The sequence below is a fragment of the Streptomyces apricus genome, from assembly GCF_008369065.1.
Lineage (GTDB): Bacteria > Actinomycetota > Actinomycetes > Streptomycetales > Streptomycetaceae > Streptomyces > Streptomyces apricus.
On the sequence record NZ_VDFC01000004.1, the window covers coordinates 1 to 16542 of the forward strand.

Below are 16542 nucleotides of genomic sequence, written 5' to 3' on the forward strand. Positions count from 1 at the left end.
GGGCCGACCTGCGGCACGACGGCGGTCTCGGAGGCCGGTGCGACGGAGGGCTTCGCCTTGGGCGGGGCGGGCTCGTCGAGCGGCTTGAGCGCGACGAACTTGCTGGTCCGCTCGGCTTCGGGCGCGGCGTCACGGCTACCGGCCGCACCGCCACTGCCGACCTTGTCGTCGGCGGCCTTGTGGTCGGCGGCCTTGTCACCGGTCGCCTTGCTGCCGGCTGCCTTGTCGCTGGCCGCCTTGTCGTCGGCTGCCTTGCCMGCTTCGGCCTTGCTCGCGGCATCCGCGTCGGGCTCGGCTCCGGCCGGGGTGTCCGCCTTCGCGGCGCCGCCCAGCTTGAGCATGGTCGTGGGCTGGTCCACGGCGGGGGGCCGCTTGAAGATGGCGGTGGCCTGGTCGACGGGGCGACGACCGGGCTCGTCATCGCCCGGGGCCGCGGCAGGGTCCGGGACCGGGTCCGAGTCCGGGTTCGTACCGGCCTCGGAGTCCGGCTTCGCGACGGCATCCGGGGCCGTCGCGGATGCCTTGCCGCCGTCGGGGGCGTCCTGAGCTGCGCTCTTCGACGCCGTAGCCGTGGAGGCCGCCGCGGCGGAGGCACCCGCCGTGCGCTCGTCGTCGGCCTTCGCGGCGACGGCGTTCCGGTCGGCGGGGGCTTCACCCTCGGACTCGGCTCCGGCCTTCGCGGCGACGGCGTCCTGATCGCCGGCGGGGGTTTCGGCACCGGGACGGACATCGGCGTCCGGGTCGGCATCGGCGTCGGCTCCCGGAACGGCGTCCTGATCTGCGTCGGCAGCCGGGGTTACGGCGTCGGTCTGAGCGGTGTACTCGGCCGTGGCCTCCGCCTCAGCGGCATCCCGCGGCGTGCGCTTCGCCGATACGGCCTCGTCCTCGCCCGCGTCCGCAGCTTCGGCGTCGGTGTCGGACTCCGCCGCGCCGCCGGTCGCGGTCCGCGCGTCCGGTACCGACCTCGCGTCCCGCGTCCCGCTGCCGGAAGCAGCCTTCTCGGCGGACGCGTCCGCAGCGTCTGCTCCCGCGCCGGTCGCGGGTCGTGCGTCCGACGCCGACCCGGCGTCCTGCGCCGACACGTCCGCCGGAACGGCGTCCTCGGGCTCGGAGTCCGCGTCGGCCTCCGATTCCGCCGACGCGGACGCGGCGTCCGAGCCCGCGCCGGACCCGGACCCGGCACCGGGGTCGCCGTCGAGGTCGGCCCCGCCCGGCTCGCCCGGCTCCGCGGCCGCGGAATCGGAGCCCGTGTCGCGCCCGTTCGGGCCCGGTCGGGCGTCCGTCGCGCCCGATTTCACGCCCGCGTCCGCGCCCGCGCCCTCAGGAGCGCCTCCAGGCGCCTCCTCGTCCGCGGTGGCGGCCCAGGCCGCCACCGCGCTCCGCAGGCGCTCGTCGCCGCCCCCGGTGGCCTCTGCGATGCCGTCGGCGGCCGGCGCCGACTCCGCAGAACCGTCACTCCCCTGCCGACCTCCGGCATCCGGCTCGTCGTCTCCGGCCGAACCCGCCGCCCCCGGGACGCGCTTCGTCGAGAAGACTGCCGTCGCGGTGTCCGTCCGGGCGGCGGCCGGACCGGTGCCCGCGTCCGCGCCCGTCCGGGCCGTGGCCGTCACCGCTTCCCGGGACACCGCCAGGCGCGGATCCGGAACCGACGCCTTGCTCCCCGACGTCGGTTCTGCCGACGACTCGTGCTGCTTCGACCTGTCGGGGGACTCGCCCGCCACCGATGCCTCCTCCGTGCGCCACACACCGTGCGCCCAACCGAACCATGAACTCGAAAAGAACCAGAAAACCAGTGCACGCGGGGCCCGGACATCCGTGTCCGAACCATGTACCAGTGTCCTGTGTGCGGGATTGACCCCTGCGGTAGACGAGAACGACATATCTACTGGTTCCACTACGAACCGGTCACGCGCTCTCGACAGACCAATGTGAGAGGGGTCACCCTGTCATTCATCCACGCGGGGAGGCATGGATGGGCAGGAGCCGCAGAACACTTCCGGAGGAGCTTCTGCTGCTGGCGCTGGACCCGACCACGGGTACCACCGCACAGCCGCAGTCGCTCGACCTCGGTCTGGCCGGAGCACAGCTAGTGGAGCTGGCGCTGGCCGGACGGATAGCCCCAGACGGGGATCGTATCGCCGTGGTGGCACCACGGCCGACCGGAGATCCGACCTTGGACTGTGCGCTGGAACTACTCCGCAGGCGGGGTGCTCCAGTACGCGCTGTGAACTGGATCGGCGGGCCCCGCCTGGGGTTGCGCCAGACATATCTCTCGCATCTGGAGCGGTGCGGCATGGTCCATGCCGTGGCAGGACAGATGTGCGGGGTGCTTCCGACGACTCGCTACCAGGCGACGGACACGGAGATCAGCCGGGAGATCAGGACCCGGCTGGACAGCGCGATCCGCACCGGCGTCCCGCCGGACCCGCGGACCGCCGCACTGGCCGCGCTGGCGCACGCCGTCGGCCTGGGCAAGCACCTCTACCCGGGGAACGAGGGGCGTTCGTCGCGCTCCCGCCTCCGGGACCTGATCAGGCACGACCCCATGGGCGGCCTCGTGGCGCATGCCGTGATGGACGTCCAGAACGGTGTGGCCGCTCAGCCGCGCCGCAGTCCGGCCCCACCGGCCGGCCGTCAGGCCGCCCCGGGAACCGGACCCGCATCGGAGCCCGCCAGGGGCGTTCCCATGCAACCGCGCCGCGGTTCGATGGCGCGCGCCGTGGCCCACTGAGTCACAGGTCACGGCACCCCCGGCACGACCGCAGTGCAGAAGTACGCAGTACAGAAGTACGCAGTACAGAACCTCCGCAGCACCCACCGTGCACCACGCCTCGCGCGTCACGCACGATCAGCGCCGCACCGCAGTCCCCAGGATCCGGTTCGGGAGCCGCTGGACCGCGCGGGGCGGCGGGCCGTACGTCCGGACGACGACACGGCCCGCCGCCCCGCGCGGCCGCATGTCCGTGGCCGTTCCCCCACGCGCCGTCGTCTCCACGGTCACAGACATGCACACGGCCGCTCGCCGTTCCCTCCATCGTCACGCCCCGCCGGACGGACCGCCAGGTGGCGCGAAGTGGCGGGGGGTGGCGACAAGTGGCGCGTAAAGACGGCATATCCGCTGTTCCGTAGCGGCGGCGAGCGCCTTGGTGGCAATCTGCTCAACAGCAGATACGCAAAGTACAGGCAGTCCGCAGCCGGAGGTGCACGTCCCGTGGCGTCCAACGTCAATCCCACCGTCAGGCGTCGCCGGTTGGGCCAGGAGCTGCGACGGCTCCGGGAGCTCAAGGGCATGACGGCCGAAGAAGTGGCCGAGCGGCTGCTCGTCTCGCAGTCGAAGATCAGCCGGCTGGAGAACGGGCGGCGCAGCATCAGCCAGCGCGACGTCCGCGACCTGTGCGGGGTCTACGAGGTGGAGGACGTGCGCATCGTCGACTCGCTGATGCAGATGGCCAAGGACTCGCGCCAGCAGGGCTGGTGGCACTCCTTCGGCGACATCCCCTACAGCGTCTACATCGGCCTGGAGACCGACGCGGCGAGCCTGCGCGTGTACGACCCGCTGGTCGTACCGGGCCTGCTGCAGACCCGTCCGTACGCCGAGGCCCTCATCCAGGGCGCGCTCCCGGAGGCCGCGGCCGGCGACATCGACAAGCGCGTGCAGGTGCGGCTGCGCCGACAGGAACGTATCTCCGACCTGGAGAACCCCCTGCGGCTGTGGGCCGTCCTCGACGAGGCGGCGCTGCGCAGGACCGTCGGCAACAAGCAGGTGATGATCGAGCAGCTGGAGCACCTGGTCGAGATGTCGCACGTGCCGCACGTGACCCTGCAGGTCATCCCGTTCACGATGGGCGCGCACCCCGGGGTGAGCGGCCAGTACGCGATCCTGGAGTTCCCGGACGCGGCCGACTCCAGCGTGGTCTACATCGAGGGCGTCACCAGCGACCTCTACCTGGAGAAGGCGAACGACGTCCAGAAGTACAGCGTGATGTACGAGCACCTGCGGGCGCAGGCACTCAACGCCGATCAGTCCCGCGAGTTCATCGCGGACGTCGCGAAGGACTACGCGCGCTGAGGTGACACGGGGCTGGTTTTGAGCGTTCCGGGGCTCGGCGAGAACAAAGGGGCGGACGATACACCTTCGCCCAATTACAACGGAAGACTCAACTGGCATATGTCACTCGGACGAGTGAATAGTCGCTTCGTACACGGAAGTTGGCGAGTAGCGTCGATCACGCCAAGGGGCAACGACCTTGGCGCAATCCGAACCGCGGGTTCCGGAAGGAACCCGCAACTCGGTGACAGCAACTCAGGAACCGGCCAGCGGAGCGAACATGCCGATCATGCAAGGCGCCACGGACACGTGGACGAAGTCTTCCTACTCGCAGGGGAACGGCGCGTGCGTCGAAGTGAAGTCCCCCGTCCTGGCGGCGATGGCCGTCCGTGACTCCAAGGTCGTCGAGGGTCCGACGCTGGCCTTCCCGGCGGAGTCCTGGAACGCCTTCGTGACAGAAGTGGGCCGGGGCACCGTCTGACACGGGCGGAGGCCTCGCACAGCACGAGCCGCAGGAGTCCCGACCACACTTCTCCGTCCATCAGTGCTTCTACCACTGCTCCTCACATTGCGATCACGACCACAACCGGATCAACAACTACATCAACAACTTCATCGACAACTTCATACGTTTCACGAAAGAGCCCTCTCGACCGGTCCGCCGTCCTGGCCGAGGGGGCTCGGCCCTGTCCGCACACACCTTTGCTCCGAAGGCCGCCACATCTGATCCGAAGGCCGCCACATCTGATCAGTCGGCTCATTGTTCGCATACCGTTCTGGCTTTCAACCGACCGTTCCCGTTCGATTACAGTGCTGATGTGTCGGCCGTACCGACGGAACCGGATCGGGAACTCAGGAGGCCTCGGTGGGTGCGAATGCCGGTGCCGTCTGGGGCCGCGCCGAACAGCAGGACTTCCGCAGCCGGGTACGCGGCACGCTCCTCGGAGCGGCGGTGGGCGACGCGCTCGGTTCGCCCGTGAACGGCCTCTCGATGGAGCTCATCCGCGCGGCGCACGGGGCGGACGGGCTCACCGACCTGGCCCAGGGGTTCGGCAGGCGCGGGGCCGTCTCGCACCTCACGCAGCTGACCCTGTTCTCGCTCGACGGCCTGATACGGGCCCAGGTGCGCCGCGACACCGGCGCCTGGCACCCGCCGACGGACCTGCACCGCGCCTATCTGCGGTGGGCCGCCACCCAGCGCGACTGGGGCCCGGACGAGCGGCGCAAGGAGGACGGCTGGCTGGCCCGCGAGGAGTGGCTGTACGCGCGCCGTGAACCGGCGCGCGCCTGTCTGCTCGGGCTCGGCGACGAGACGATGGGCACGCTGGACGCGCCGAAGAACCCGGACGAGCGGGGCGTCGAGGCCGCGGCCCGCTCCGCGCCGTTCGGGCTGCTCGTCGGCTGGGAGCCGCAGCTCGTCATGCAGCTCGCGGTGGAGTGCGCGGCGCAGACCCACGGCCACCCGCTGGGCTACCTGTCGGCGGGGGCGTACGCCGTCGTCGTGCACGGGCTGGCGCGCGGGGAGAGCCTGGACACCGCCGTGCAGCGGGCGCTGCAGCTGCTGGCCCCGCGACCGGGGCAGCAGCCCGTCGCGGAGGCGCTGCAGCGGGCCCTGGGAGCCGTACGGCAGGGCATGCCGTCCCCGGCCCGGGTCGAGGACCTGGCCGGGGACGGGACGGCCGAGGGGCTGCTCTCGGTGGCCGTGTACTGCGCGCTGGTCGGCGAGGACACCCGGCACGGGCTGTCCCTGGCGGTGAACCACGGCGGCGCGTCGGGCGCCACCGGGGCGCTCACCGGCGCGCTGCTCGGCGCCCTGCACGGCGAGACGGCGCTGCCGCCGTCCTGGCTGGCCGAGCTGGAGGGCCGCCCCACCATGCTGGTCCTGGCGGACGACTTCGCGATGGAGATGACGCAGGGCCCGGCCCTGCACGGCCCGGCGGGCTCCTCACCGGGCTGGCTGGCCCGCTACCCGCGCGGGTACGCGGCCCTGTCCGGCACGACCGCCACCGCGGTCACGGCGGGCTGACCGCCACGGGCCCGCGCCACGTGGGGCTCCGCGTACATGGGGAGCTTCGTTCACGCGGGGAGTCCGGGCCGGCAGGCATGACGTGGTGTCACTGGTGGTGCCCCCGCGGCGGACGAATACTGGGAGGCGGTGCGGCGTCCGCGAGGCGGCGCGGCATCCGCAAGGCGCCCGCCCGAACTCGGAGAACGGTCCATGGAAGCTCCCGGCGGTACCGGCAGGCGGGGAGTGCCGCGCCACTCCGACGTGACGCGGGACCGGCTGCGCAGGCTCAACCTCGTCATGCTGCTCCCGCCGCTCGCCGCCGCCGGGGCGCTCTGCGTGGCCCTCGACGCCGAGACCTGGTGGCAGGCCGCCGTCCTCGGCGCGGGCGTGGCGGCGGCCCTGGTGGCGTTCGAACGGTGGACCGCGGGCCGGCTCCGCCAGGTCGCGCTCCCCTGCCTGGCCGTCACCGGGGCCGTATGGGCGTTCGGGGTGGTCGCGGACTGCGGCACGGCCTTCTACGGCCTCACGATCGTGGGCTCCCACGTCGTCTCCCAGCTGCCCCGACGCCGCGGCGCGGCGGCCTTCGGTCTGCTGGCGTACGTCATCGCGGTGGGCCTGGCGAGGCTGCTCGTGACGACGGACGTCCTGGCCGGCGAGCTGGCCCTGTTCGTCCTGATCCCCGCGGGCGTCACCGGGGTGCTGACCGGCCTGATGTTCCCCAACCAGCGGTTCTACGGTCTCGTGGCGGAGCTGGAGGCGTCCCGCGACCGCGAGGCGGAGCTGGCCGTCGCCAGGGAACGCGTCCGCTTCGCGGGCGACCTGCACGACATCCAGGGCCACACCCTGCACGTGGTGAAACTGAAGGTCGCGCTGGCCCGGAAGCTGGTGCACAGCGACCCCGCGCGCGTGGAGCAGGAGCTGCGCGAGATCCACGCCCTGGTCGGCGACACCATCACGCAGACCAAGGAACTCGCCCACGCGCAGCGCCGCCTCAACCTCTCGGCGGAGCTGGAGAACGCGAAGAACCTCTTCGAGGCCGCCGGCATCCGCGTGCACGTGGACCGCGGGCCCGAGACCGACGCCCGCCGGAGCGAGCTGCTGGGCCAGGTGCTCCGGGAGACGACGACCAACATCCTGCGGCACGCGCAGGCCGCGTCCGTGCGGATCTCGCTCTCCGCGACGGGCATCACCATCGTCAACGACGGCGCGCGGGAGGGCCCGCTGCCGGAGCTGCGCGGACTGTCCGCGCTCAGGCGACGGGTGGCCGAGGACGGGGGCGAGCTGGCCGTGGAGCAGCGGAACGGATGGTTCCTGACAGCCGCGGGCTTCCCGCACCCGCACCCCGACGCGGCCTGGACGGCGACACGGGCGGCGACCCGGGCGACGACACGGGCGGCAACACAGGAGACGGCACCGACGGCGGCACCGACGGTGGCACCGACGGCGGACGCGCCGCGGAAGGAGGGCCGGTGACCACCGTGGTGCTGGCCGACGACGAGGTCCTGCTGCGCAAGGCGCTGGCCGCGCTGCTCCCGATGGAGGGCGAGATCACCGTGCTCGCCGAGGCGGCGGACGGCGCGGCCGCCGTCGAGGCGACCCTGCGGCACCGGCCCGACGTCCTGGTCATCGACCTGGAGATGCCCGGCGTCGACGGACTGGGCGCCGTCGAGGAGATCCGCCGTACGCGGCCCGGGCAGGTGATCCTCATGCTGACGCGCCACGCCCGGCCCGGCGTGCTGCGCAGGGCCCTGCGGCTCGGGGTGCAGGGGTTCGTCAGCAAGTCCGCGGAGCCGGCGCACATCACGTCGGTCATCGCCACGCTGCACGGCGGCAAGCGGTGGATCGACCCGGACGTCTCCGCGCGCGCCGTCATCGACGACTGCCCGCTCACCGAGCGGGAGACCGACGTGCTGCGGGTGACCGGCGAGGGCTACTCGGTCGCCGACATCGCCGCCCGGCTGCACCTGGCGGAGGGGACGGTGCGCAACTACCTCTCCAACGCCATGCGGAAGACCCAGACCAGGAGCCGGCACGAGGCGGCGCGCTACGCCCGCGAGCACGACTGGCTGTGAGCCGGCCGCGAACGGCCGACCGCGGACGACCGACAACGACGGGGAAGGGCGACCGCCCGGTGGTGCGAGCGGTCGCCCTTGCCCATCCGTGAGGGTCCCGTGAGGATCTTCCGTACGCTCAGTCCTTGGCCGGCGCGCCCACCACGCCGTCCGCCGGGCCGGCCGGGGCCGGTACCGCCGCGGCCGCGGAGCCGCCGTCGTCGGAGTTGATCTTCGCGATGAGCGCGTCCCGTTCCGGGGTGTCCTCCGGCTTCACGTAGCCGATGAGCACGTAGAGGACGAGCGAGACCGCGAGCGGGATCGACACCTGGTACTGGAGCGGGACGCCGCCGTCGACGTTCCAGCTGATCGGGTAGTTGACCAGCCAGAAGGTGACCAGGCCGAGGGCCCAGCTCACCAGCGCCGCCGTCGGACCGCTCTTGCGGAACCACGGGAGCAGGCCCAGCATCAGCGGGATCGCGATCGGTCCCATGAGTCCGGCCACCCACTTGATGACGACGGTGATGATGTCGCCGAAGAAGGCGGAGTTGACCTGGGTCGCGATGGCCATCGACAGGCCGAGGAAGAGCAGCGTGGCCCAGCGCGCGGCCAGGAGCCCCATCCGGGTGTCCCACTCGCGGGCCTTGCGGGAGACCGCGGGCATGATGTCGCGGGTGACGACGGCCGCGATGGCGTTGGCGTCCGAGGAGCACATCGCCATCGTGTGGGAGAAGAACCCGACGATGACCAGGCCCAGCAGGCCGTGCGGCAGCAGGTGTTCGGCCATCAGCGCGTACGAATCCGCCGGTACGTCGGTCTTGATGATCAGCGGCGCGACCCACATGGGGAAGAACAGCACCAGCGGCCAGATCAGCCAGAGGCAGGCGGACAGGATGCCCGAGCGCGTGGCGGACTTCGCGGAGTCCGTGGCCATGTAGCGCTGGGCCTGGTTCCACATGCCGCCGTTGTACTCGAAGGTCTTGATGAAGAGATACGCGATCAGGAAGACCATCATGTACGGGCCCGCCAGCGGCTTGGTGTGCCCGTCGAGGGCGGGCTCGTCCCAGACGCTCCACAGGGTGCTGAAGCCGTTCAGCTCGGCCATGACGGCGACGAGCATCGCGATGCCGGCGACGAACTGGATGATGAACTGGCCCAGTTCGGTCAGCGCGTCCGCCCACAGTCCGCCGACCGTGCAGTAGACGGCCGTCACGGCGCCGGTGATCAGGATGCCCGTGTTGAGCGAGACGCCGGTGAAGACGGAGAGCAGGGTCGCGATGGCGGCCCACTTGGCGCCCACGTCCACGATCTTCAGCAGTACGCCGGACCAGGCGAGGGCCTGCTGGGTGGGCAGGTCGTAGCGGTTCTTCAGGTACTCCAGCGGCGAGGCCACGTGCAGGCGCGAGCGCACCCGGTTGAGGCGCGGCGCGAAGACCTTGGCGCCGATCGCGATGCCGATGGCGATGGGGAAGGACCAGGTGACGTAGGACGTGACGCCGTACGTGTAGGCGATGGCCGCGTACCCGGTGAACATGACCGCGCTGTAGCCGGACATGTGGTGCGAGATGCCCGACAGCCACCACGGCATCCTGCCGCCGGCGGTGAAGAAGTCGCTGACGTTGTCGACCCGTTTGTGGGACCAGACACCGATCGCGACCATCACGCCGAAGTAGCCGATGAGCACGGCCCAGTCGAGACCGTTCATATGCCTTCTCCCAGGATCGTCAGGGTCGTGAAGCGCCCGCTCATCGTGGGTTCGATGGCATGACTGCGACAACATCCCGGACGGTCAAGGGGAGGTAAAATAGTTCAGCTCGCAGACCTTGGTTCATGTCCATGAACCTGCCGCCGGGGTCGTCAGCGCATCAGCTCCCCCGCGTTGACCAGCAAGGACTGTCCCGTGATCGCCCGCGCCCGGTCCGAGACGAGGAACACCGCGGCGTCCGCCACGTCCCCGTCCGTGGCCAGCTCCGGCAGCGCCGCCCGGGAGGTCAGCCGCTCCAGCACCTCGGCCTCCGGCACGCCCTCGGTGTACGCGGTGTACCGCACGTACGCCCGTACCGGCGGGCCCCACATCCAGCCGGGCAGCACGGTGTTCACCCGGATCCGGTGCGGGCCCAGCTCCCGCGCCAGGGAGTACATCGCGCTGGTCAGCGCGCCCTTCGAGGCCGCGTACGCCGCCTGCCGTACCTGGGAGGGGGCGGCGACCGACGACTGCGTGCCGATGACGACCACGGACCCGCCGCGCTCCTTGAGCGCGGGCAGACAGGCGCGGGTCATCCGCAGGGTGCCGAGCAGGTTGACGTCGAGGACGGCCTGCCAGGTGGCGAAGTCCGCGTCCTCCAGGCCGCCGAAGTGGCTGTCCCAGGCGGCCACGTGCACGACGGCGTCGAGCCGCCCGAACCGCTCGACCGCGAGCGCGGCGAGCGCCTCGCACCGGCCCTCGTCGGTGATGTCCGTCGCCCGGTACGCGGTGCGGGCGCCGCCGGGGTCGAGTTCGGCGGCGGCCTTGGCGAGGTTCGCCTCCGTGCGCGCGCCGAGCACGGCGTTCCCGCCGTCGCGCACGACGGCCGCCGCGACCCGGTGCCCGAGCCCGGCCCCGACCCCCGACACCACGACGGTCTTCCCCTCCAGCAGCGACATCACGGACCTCCCGGCTCTGGCGCCTGATCTGACGGTCCGTCAGAGTAAGGGCGTGCGGGGGACGAGGGAAGAGAGCTGGAAAGGGAAGAGATCGAGAGGGAGGGGAGGCGTCATGTCCGAGGACACGTCCGGCGCGCCGGACGGCACGCGCAGTGAGGTGTACGGGGAGCTGGCCGCCGTCGGCCCGTACGGGGTGCGTCCCGGCCACGCCCTGATCACGATGGTGGAGCCGCATCCGGGGCACGAGCACGCGTACAACCGCTGGTACGAGGACGACCACTACTACGCCGGGGCGATGGCGATGCCCTGGATGTACGCGGGCCGCCGCTGGGTCGCGACCCGGGACCTCCAGCTCCTGCGCGTGCCCGACAAGTCGGCGGTCGCGCAGCCGGTCACCGCCGGCTGCTACCTGTCGACGTACTGGGTCACCGAGGGCCGCTACGACGACCACATGAAGTGGACCGTGGGCATCAACAGGCGGCTGAACAGGGACGGGCGGGTCTTCCAGGACCGTACGCACGTCTTCACGGCCTTCCAGGACCACGAGGCGACGGTGTACCGGGACGGGGACGCGGGGCCGCGCGACTTCCACGCCCTCGACCATCCGTACGCGGGGCTGGTGCTGCAGGTCGTCGACGCCGACTCCGCCGCCGGGCGGGCCGAACTGCTGCAGTGGCTTCGCTCCCGGTACCTGCCCGAGCGCCTCGCCGGGTCGCCCGCCGCCCTGGTCACCGTCTTCCGGCCGACGCCGCTGCCCGGGGACCGGATGTCGTACGTGAAGCAGGTCGAGGGGGTCGACACGCGGCTGACGCTGCTGTGGTTCCTGGAGGCGGATCCGCGGGAGTGCTGGGAGGAGTGGTTCGCCGGCCTGGAGGAGCCGGTCGCGGAGGCGGGGCTGGGGCGGGTGGAGCTGGTGGCGCCGTTCGTGCCGACGGTGCCAGGGACGGACCTGTACGTGGATCGGCTGCGGTGAGCCGGTAATTCGGTGGCCTGCGCGGCATACATGGTGTCAGGTGTCCGTTGACCGACACACCTGTCAACACGTCTGTCGACGGAGGGGTTTTGAGGATGTCCGCAGTGCGCGCGTTACCGATCACCGCGACCCTGCTCACCGGTACGGTCGCGCTCTACATCACGCTCGTGGCGTTCGGGAACATCACCGACTTCGGCACCAACCAGCAATTCGTCCAGCACGTGCTCGCCATGGACACCACCTTCAAGGACGACGACCTGATGTGGCGGGCCGTGGAGTCCGAGGCGCTCCAGAACACCGCGTACGTGGCGATCATCGTGTGGGAGACGGTGGCCGCGCTCGTCCTGATCCTGGGCACGGTGCAGTGGGTGCGGCGGGACCACGTCCGGGCCCGGCGGACGTCCACCGCCGGGCTGCTGATGCTGATGCTGCTCTTCGGTGCGGGGTTCCTCGCCATCGGGGGCGAGTGGTTCGCGATGTGGCAGTCGGAGGACTGGAACGGGCTGGATGCGGCGATGCGGGTGTTTTTGCTGAGCGGGGTGGTGTTGATCGTCATCCACTTGCCGGGGGTGGACCGGGGCCCTGCCGGGGGTGAGGGCGGTTGAGCGGTTCCGCTCCGCGGGCGGGTTGTCGTGCGGGTGCGGGTGCGTCGTGGCTTGTCGCGCAGTTCCCCGCGCCCCTTAAAGACAAAAGATCGCGCCGTTCCCCGCGCCCCTGAAGGCAAAAGATTGCGCCGTTCCCCGCGCCCCTAAAAGATTGCGGCCCTCACCCTCGTGCGCATCGTCTGGGCCCAGGGGTAGTCGGGGCGGAGTTCGAGGGCGCGGTCGAGGTCGGTCAGGGCCTCCTCGTTGCGGGACAGGTCGTGGAGGGCCGCTCCGCGGCTGGCCAGGGCCGAGGGGTGGTCGGGGAGGAGGGTGATCGCCCTGCTCAGCTCGGTGACGGCCGCCTCGGGGCGGCCGGCCAGACGGTAGGCGTCGCCGCGTTCGGACGCGACCCAGGGCGAGTCGGGCGCGGTCCGGGCCGCCCGGTCGAGGTCGGCGAAGGCCGCGGCCTCCTCGCCCAGGGCGCGACGCAGGCGGGCCCTGCGCACCCGTGCCCAGAGGTGGTCCGCGTCGATGGCCAGCGCCCGGTCGAAGTCGGCGAGCGCCTCCTCGTACCGGCCCAGGGCGTGCCGGCACACGGCTCGGGCGGTCAGCGCCCCGGCATCGGCCGGGTCGAGGGCGACGGCGCGGTCGAAGTCAGCGACGGCCTCCTCGAAGCGGCCCGCCAGCCGGTACGTCTCCCCGCGCTCGGCGATGATCCACACGGTGTCGGGGGCCAGTTCGTCCGCCCGGTCGAAGGCCGCCAGCGCTGCCGGGAAGTCGTCCAGCAGCCGGTGGACGGACCCGCGGCCGTAGTGGGCCCGGACGAGTCGGGGGTCGAGCTCCAGGGCCCGGTCGTACTCCTCCAGGGCCCGCCGGTACGCGCCGGTGCGGCCCAGTTCCCTGCCCCGCAGGGCGTGCGCCGAGGCCCGGCCGGGCGTGTCGAGACCGGGCCGGGCCAGGAGCAGGTCCATCGCCCCGGCGATGCCGGCGGACTCGTCGGCGAGTGCCCCGTCCAGCCGTGCGCCCCAGGCGGCGAGGTCCGGGTGGTCCGTGTCGTCACCCGCGTCCTGGAGCATGCGCGCCCAGCCGCGTCCGAGGACGCCGTCCTCGCCGCAGGCCTCGACCAGTGCGCCCAGCGCCGCGCCGAGTGCCGCGGCGGGCCGGGCGCAGAGCAGGTGGTAGGCCTCCTCCAGGCGCAGCCCGCGCCACTCCTCGTCCGCCCACAGGTTCTCGCCGTCCCGCCCGGCCGCGGCCTCGGCCCGCCACCGCGCGAAGGCCTCCGCCAGCCGCCGGTGCCGTGCGGCCCACTCGCGCGGGGAACGACGCCGCTCCAGGCGCAGCATCGGCGCCCGTACGACGGCGTGGTACCGCACCCGTGCCCCGCGCTCCCCGACGAACGGCAGCCCGGTCAGCCAGTCGTACAGCGCGTCCGCCCCGTCGTCGTCCGGGCGGTCGACCAGGACCCGGAACACGTCCGCGTCCAGCTGCCGGGGCAGCGCGCAGACGCGGGCGACCTGGCGGCGGGCGTCGTCGGTCTCCCACTGCAGGAAGCGTTTGACGGCGGTGGCGCTGGGATCGTCCACGTCGTCCGGGGCGCCGGGGCGGGCCTCGGCGAGCGTCGACACGAGGACGGGCAGGCCGCCGGTGAGGCGCAGCACCTCCTTGACGACCGGTTCGGCGACGACTCCCTTGCCGGACAGGAGCCCTCGCGCCTCCGTCTCGGTGAACGGCGCCAGGGGTACGTCCGCCACCGGGCCCGCCCCGGTCCAGCGGGCGGTGTCCAGGGGGCGCTGGCCCGCGGTGACCACCACGACGGAGGCGGGCAGTCCGCCGTCCGCCCCGTGGCGCGTGACCAGGTCGTGCAGCCACGGGTCGAGGAACGGCCCGGTCCGTTCGTACGTGTCGAAGAACAGGACGACCGACGCGGCGGCGGAGGCCGCCGTGCGCAGCTCGCGCAGCAGGACCGGGGTGAGCGCCCGCTCCGGGGACAGCACCAGGTCGATGTCGTCGGGAGTGCGGAAGCGGGCGCTCAGGCCGGTGCGCAGGCGGTCCGCGTGCTGGGCGAGCAGGTCGGCGGGGAGGGCGCCGGTGACGAGGCCGGCGCCCGGTACGACGGCCTCGAAGGCGGCGACGCCGAGTCCCACGACGGCCCGGCTGCCGGCCGAGGGGCCCGGGGGCGCCCCCGGTTCCGGTGCGAGCGCCGCGAGGGCGGCGGCCTCCGCCTCGTGGCGCCGCTCCCGGTAGACGGCGAGCCGCCGCTCCAGCTCCTTCAGCCGCCGCCCCTGCTCGGCGAACTGCCGGCCCACCTCGGCCATCGCCTCCGGCACGCTCCCGGCGCGCTCGTCGACGTACGCGGTCAGCGCGCCGCGCTCACGCGCGAGGTGCCGCAGCTCCTGGACGAGGAAGGTCTTCCCGACCCCGGCGGGGCCGTGCACATGGAAGCGCAGGCGACGCCGGTCGTCCCCGACCGGCAGGTCGAGGTTGGCCAGGAACGCGGCCCGCTCAGGCCCCCGGCCGACGAACCCGGCCCGATTCCCCTGCTGGATCAACTCCTGCCACGACACCCCCACCCGCACCACCGATCCGCCTCCGCTTCCCTGCGACCCACGCCCGACTCACGTCCGGCTCCCAGTGTGGATCAACTTGTCCGAGCGGGGACAGGAGTTGACGAGTCGAACGATCCAGTGCCAGTTCGGCCCAGACCGTCTTGCAGGCCGGGCCCGGGCCGTCCGTCACGCCCCAGCGGTCCGCGTACGCCGCCACGAGCAGCAGGCCGCGGCCCGATTCCGCTCCGTCGCCGGCCGGGGCCTGGACGCGCGGGAGCCGGTCGCCGCGGGCGTCGGTCACCGCGATGCGCAGCGTGCCGGTGCCGTCGAGGCCCAGCGCCAGTCTGAAGTCCCGGCCCGGTACGAGTCCGTGCAGCACGGCGTTGGCCGCTAGCTCGGCGACGACCTGCTCGGCGGCCCCCGACGGCTGACCCCAGTCGGCGAGTTGACGTTCCGTGAGCAGGCGGGCGAGACGGGCGCCCCTGCGCGTGGCGGACAACAGCACGGTGAAGTGCCGTACCGGGACGAAGGTGTGGGTGGCTGCTTGATTCACGTCACTCAGCGTGGCCGGTTGTGGCTACCCTGAACAGCATCGAAGCCGGTACGCAGTGCGACTGTCCGGGCACCCTCCGGAGCCGTACGGCCGGTACACGGGAGGTGGGGGCGTGGAGGACGAGGAAGCGGCGGCCGTGCTCAGGGCGGTCGGACGCCAGATCAGGGCGTGGCGGGAGGCCGCCGGGATGCGGCAGCCGGAGCTCGGGGCCGCGATCGGGTACGGCGAGGAGATGGTCTCGTCGGTGGAACGGGGACGGCGGGTCCCGAAGCCGGAGTTCCTGGACAAGGCCGACGAGGTCCTCGGCGCGGGCGGGAAGCTCTCCGCGATGAGGAAGGACGTGGAGGAGGCCCGCTACCCGAAGAAGGTCCGCGACCTGGCGAAGCTGGAGGAGGAGGCGGGCGAGCTGGGCTCGTACGACAGCCATCATGTTCATGGCTTGCTGCAGACGCCGGAGTACGCGCGGGCACTGTACGGGATGCGTCGGCCCGCGTACTCCGATGAGGAGATCGATCGCCACGTCACCGCACGCATGGCGAGGAAAGCCTCTTTCGAGCGCACACCTCGGCCGCTGTTCACCTTTGTCCAGGAAGAGACGACGCTGCGGCGGCCCATCGGAGGCAAGATGGTGCTGCGACAACAACTTGAATACCTGGTGGAGATCAGCAAGTTGAGGCATGTCGAGATCCAGGTGATGCCGACCGACTGCGAAGATCACGCGGGCATGGCCGGCTCGATCAGGCTGCTGAAACTCCGGAGCGGAAAGACGCTCGGGCACACAGAGGCACAGTTGCACAGCCGCCTGATCAGCGACCCTCGGGACGTCCAGATCCTGGAGATGCGCTATGGAATGATCCGGGCGCAGGCTCTCACGCCCCGGGAGTCGCTCGTCTTCATCGAAAAACTACTGGGAGAAGCGTCATGACCACATCCCTGAAGTGGTTCAAGAGCAGCTACAGCAGCAACGACGGCCCGGATTGTGTCGAGGTGGCGATAGCCACCCCGGACGCCACCGTCCACGTACGCGACTCCAAGGATAAGGAAGGCGCGCGGCTCGCCTTCGCGGACAGGTCATGGGCCGCCTTCGTCGAGGCCTGCCGCGTGTAACGCGACCGCCCTCACAGCGTGCTCCGGGC

13 protein-coding genes and 2 pseudogenes are annotated in these 16542 nt (G+C 72.0%); 10 read left to right on the forward strand and 5 right to left on the reverse strand.

What is annotated here, in order from left to right; all coding sequences use genetic code 11:
* Positions 1 to 1721, reverse strand: a pseudogene (locus FGF04_RS00675) (hypothetical protein); the annotation flags it as partial.
* A 251-nt stretch (positions 1722 to 1972) separates the two neighbouring features.
* Between FGF04_RS00675 and FGF04_RS00680 the strand changes: the two are divergent.
* The 6 genes from FGF04_RS00680 (at position 1973) to FGF04_RS00705 (ending at position 8128) form a co-directional block, all read left to right on the forward strand.
* Positions 1973 to 2731, forward strand: a complete 759-nt coding sequence (locus tag FGF04_RS00680) for a GOLPH3/VPS74 family protein (protein WP_149509198.1) — start codon at positions 1973 to 1975, stop codon at positions 2729 to 2731.
* A gap of 480 nt (positions 2732 to 3211) precedes the next feature.
* Positions 3212 to 4069 carry a helix-turn-helix domain-containing protein gene (locus tag FGF04_RS00685; protein WP_149509199.1) on the forward strand — a complete coding sequence of 286 codons (858 nt, stop codon included), beginning with the start codon at positions 3212 to 3214 and terminating at the stop codon, positions 4067 to 4069.
* 259 nt (positions 4070 to 4328) lie between these two features.
* On the forward strand, positions 4329 to 4529 hold the full coding sequence (locus tag FGF04_RS00690) for a DUF397 domain-containing protein (protein WP_149509200.1): 201 nt from the start codon (positions 4329 to 4331) through the stop codon (positions 4527 to 4529).
* A gap of 384 nt (positions 4530 to 4913) precedes the next feature.
* Entirely contained in the window at positions 4914 to 6074 is a 1161-nt protein-coding gene (locus FGF04_RS00695) for an ADP-ribosylglycohydrolase family protein (protein ID WP_149509201.1), read from the forward strand.
* Positions 6075 to 6266: 192 nt separating this feature from the next.
* Positions 6267 to 7529, forward strand: coding sequence for a sensor histidine kinase (locus FGF04_RS00700; RefSeq protein WP_149509202.1), 1263 nt, complete (start codon positions 6267 to 6269; stop codon positions 7527 to 7529).
* Positions 7526 to 8128: a response regulator gene (locus FGF04_RS00705; RefSeq protein WP_149509203.1), complete on the forward strand. Its 603-nt coding sequence runs from the start codon at positions 7526 to 7528 to the stop codon at positions 8126 to 8128. The genes FGF04_RS00700 and FGF04_RS00705 overlap by 4 nt, the downstream gene beginning before the upstream one ends.
* Positions 8129 to 8246: 118 nt before the next feature.
* Here the strand turns inward: FGF04_RS00705 and FGF04_RS00710 are convergent, their stop codons facing one another.
* Positions 8247 to 9812, reverse strand: coding sequence for a sodium:solute symporter family protein (locus tag FGF04_RS00710; protein ID WP_149509204.1), 1566 nt, complete (start codon positions 9810 to 9812; stop codon positions 8247 to 8249).
* Positions 9813 to 9964: 152 nt separating this feature from the next.
* Positions 9965 to 10750, reverse strand: a complete 786-nt coding sequence (locus FGF04_RS00715; RefSeq protein WP_149509205.1) for an SDR family oxidoreductase — start codon at positions 10748 to 10750, stop codon at positions 9965 to 9967.
* A gap of 112 nt (positions 10751 to 10862) precedes the next feature.
* Between FGF04_RS00715 and FGF04_RS00720 the strand changes: the two genes are divergently transcribed.
* The gene (locus FGF04_RS00720; protein ID WP_149509206.1) at positions 10863 to 11723 is read left to right on the forward strand and encodes a hypothetical protein; all 861 of its coding nucleotides are present in this window, start codon (positions 10863 to 10865) and stop codon (positions 11721 to 11723) included.
* A gap of 95 nt (positions 11724 to 11818) precedes the next feature.
* The gene (locus tag FGF04_RS00725) at positions 11819 to 12328 is read left to right on the forward strand and encodes a DUF2165 domain-containing protein (protein ID WP_149509207.1); all 510 of its coding nucleotides are present in this window, start codon (positions 11819 to 11821) and stop codon (positions 12326 to 12328) included.
* Between the two features lie 143 nt (positions 12329 to 12471).
* Here FGF04_RS00725 and FGF04_RS00730 read toward each other — a convergent pair whose 3' ends face one another.
* Together FGF04_RS00730 and FGF04_RS00735 are read right to left on the reverse strand one after the other, a co-directional pair.
* Complete coding sequence (locus tag FGF04_RS00730) at positions 12472 to 14871, reverse strand: tetratricopeptide repeat protein (protein WP_235882113.1); 2400 nt, start codon at positions 14869 to 14871, stop codon at positions 12472 to 12474.
* Positions 14872 to 14989: 118 nt separating this feature from the next.
* Positions 14990 to 15415: pseudogene (locus tag FGF04_RS00735) on the reverse strand (ATP-binding protein); the annotation flags it as partial.
* 103 nt (positions 15416 to 15518) lie between these two features.
* Between FGF04_RS00735 and FGF04_RS00740 the strand changes: the two are divergent.
* Both FGF04_RS00740 and FGF04_RS00745 read left to right on the forward strand, forming a co-directional pair.
* The gene (locus FGF04_RS00740) at positions 15519 to 16331 is read left to right on the forward strand and encodes a helix-turn-helix domain-containing protein (protein WP_149509208.1); all 813 of its coding nucleotides are present in this window, start codon (positions 15519 to 15521) and stop codon (positions 16329 to 16331) included.
* Positions 16328 to 16513, forward strand: a complete 186-nt coding sequence (locus FGF04_RS00745; RefSeq protein WP_149509209.1) for a DUF397 domain-containing protein — start codon at positions 16328 to 16330, stop codon at positions 16511 to 16513. Before FGF04_RS00740 ends, FGF04_RS00745 begins: the two co-directional genes overlap by 4 nt.
* Positions 16514 to 16542: the final 29 nt, after the last annotated feature.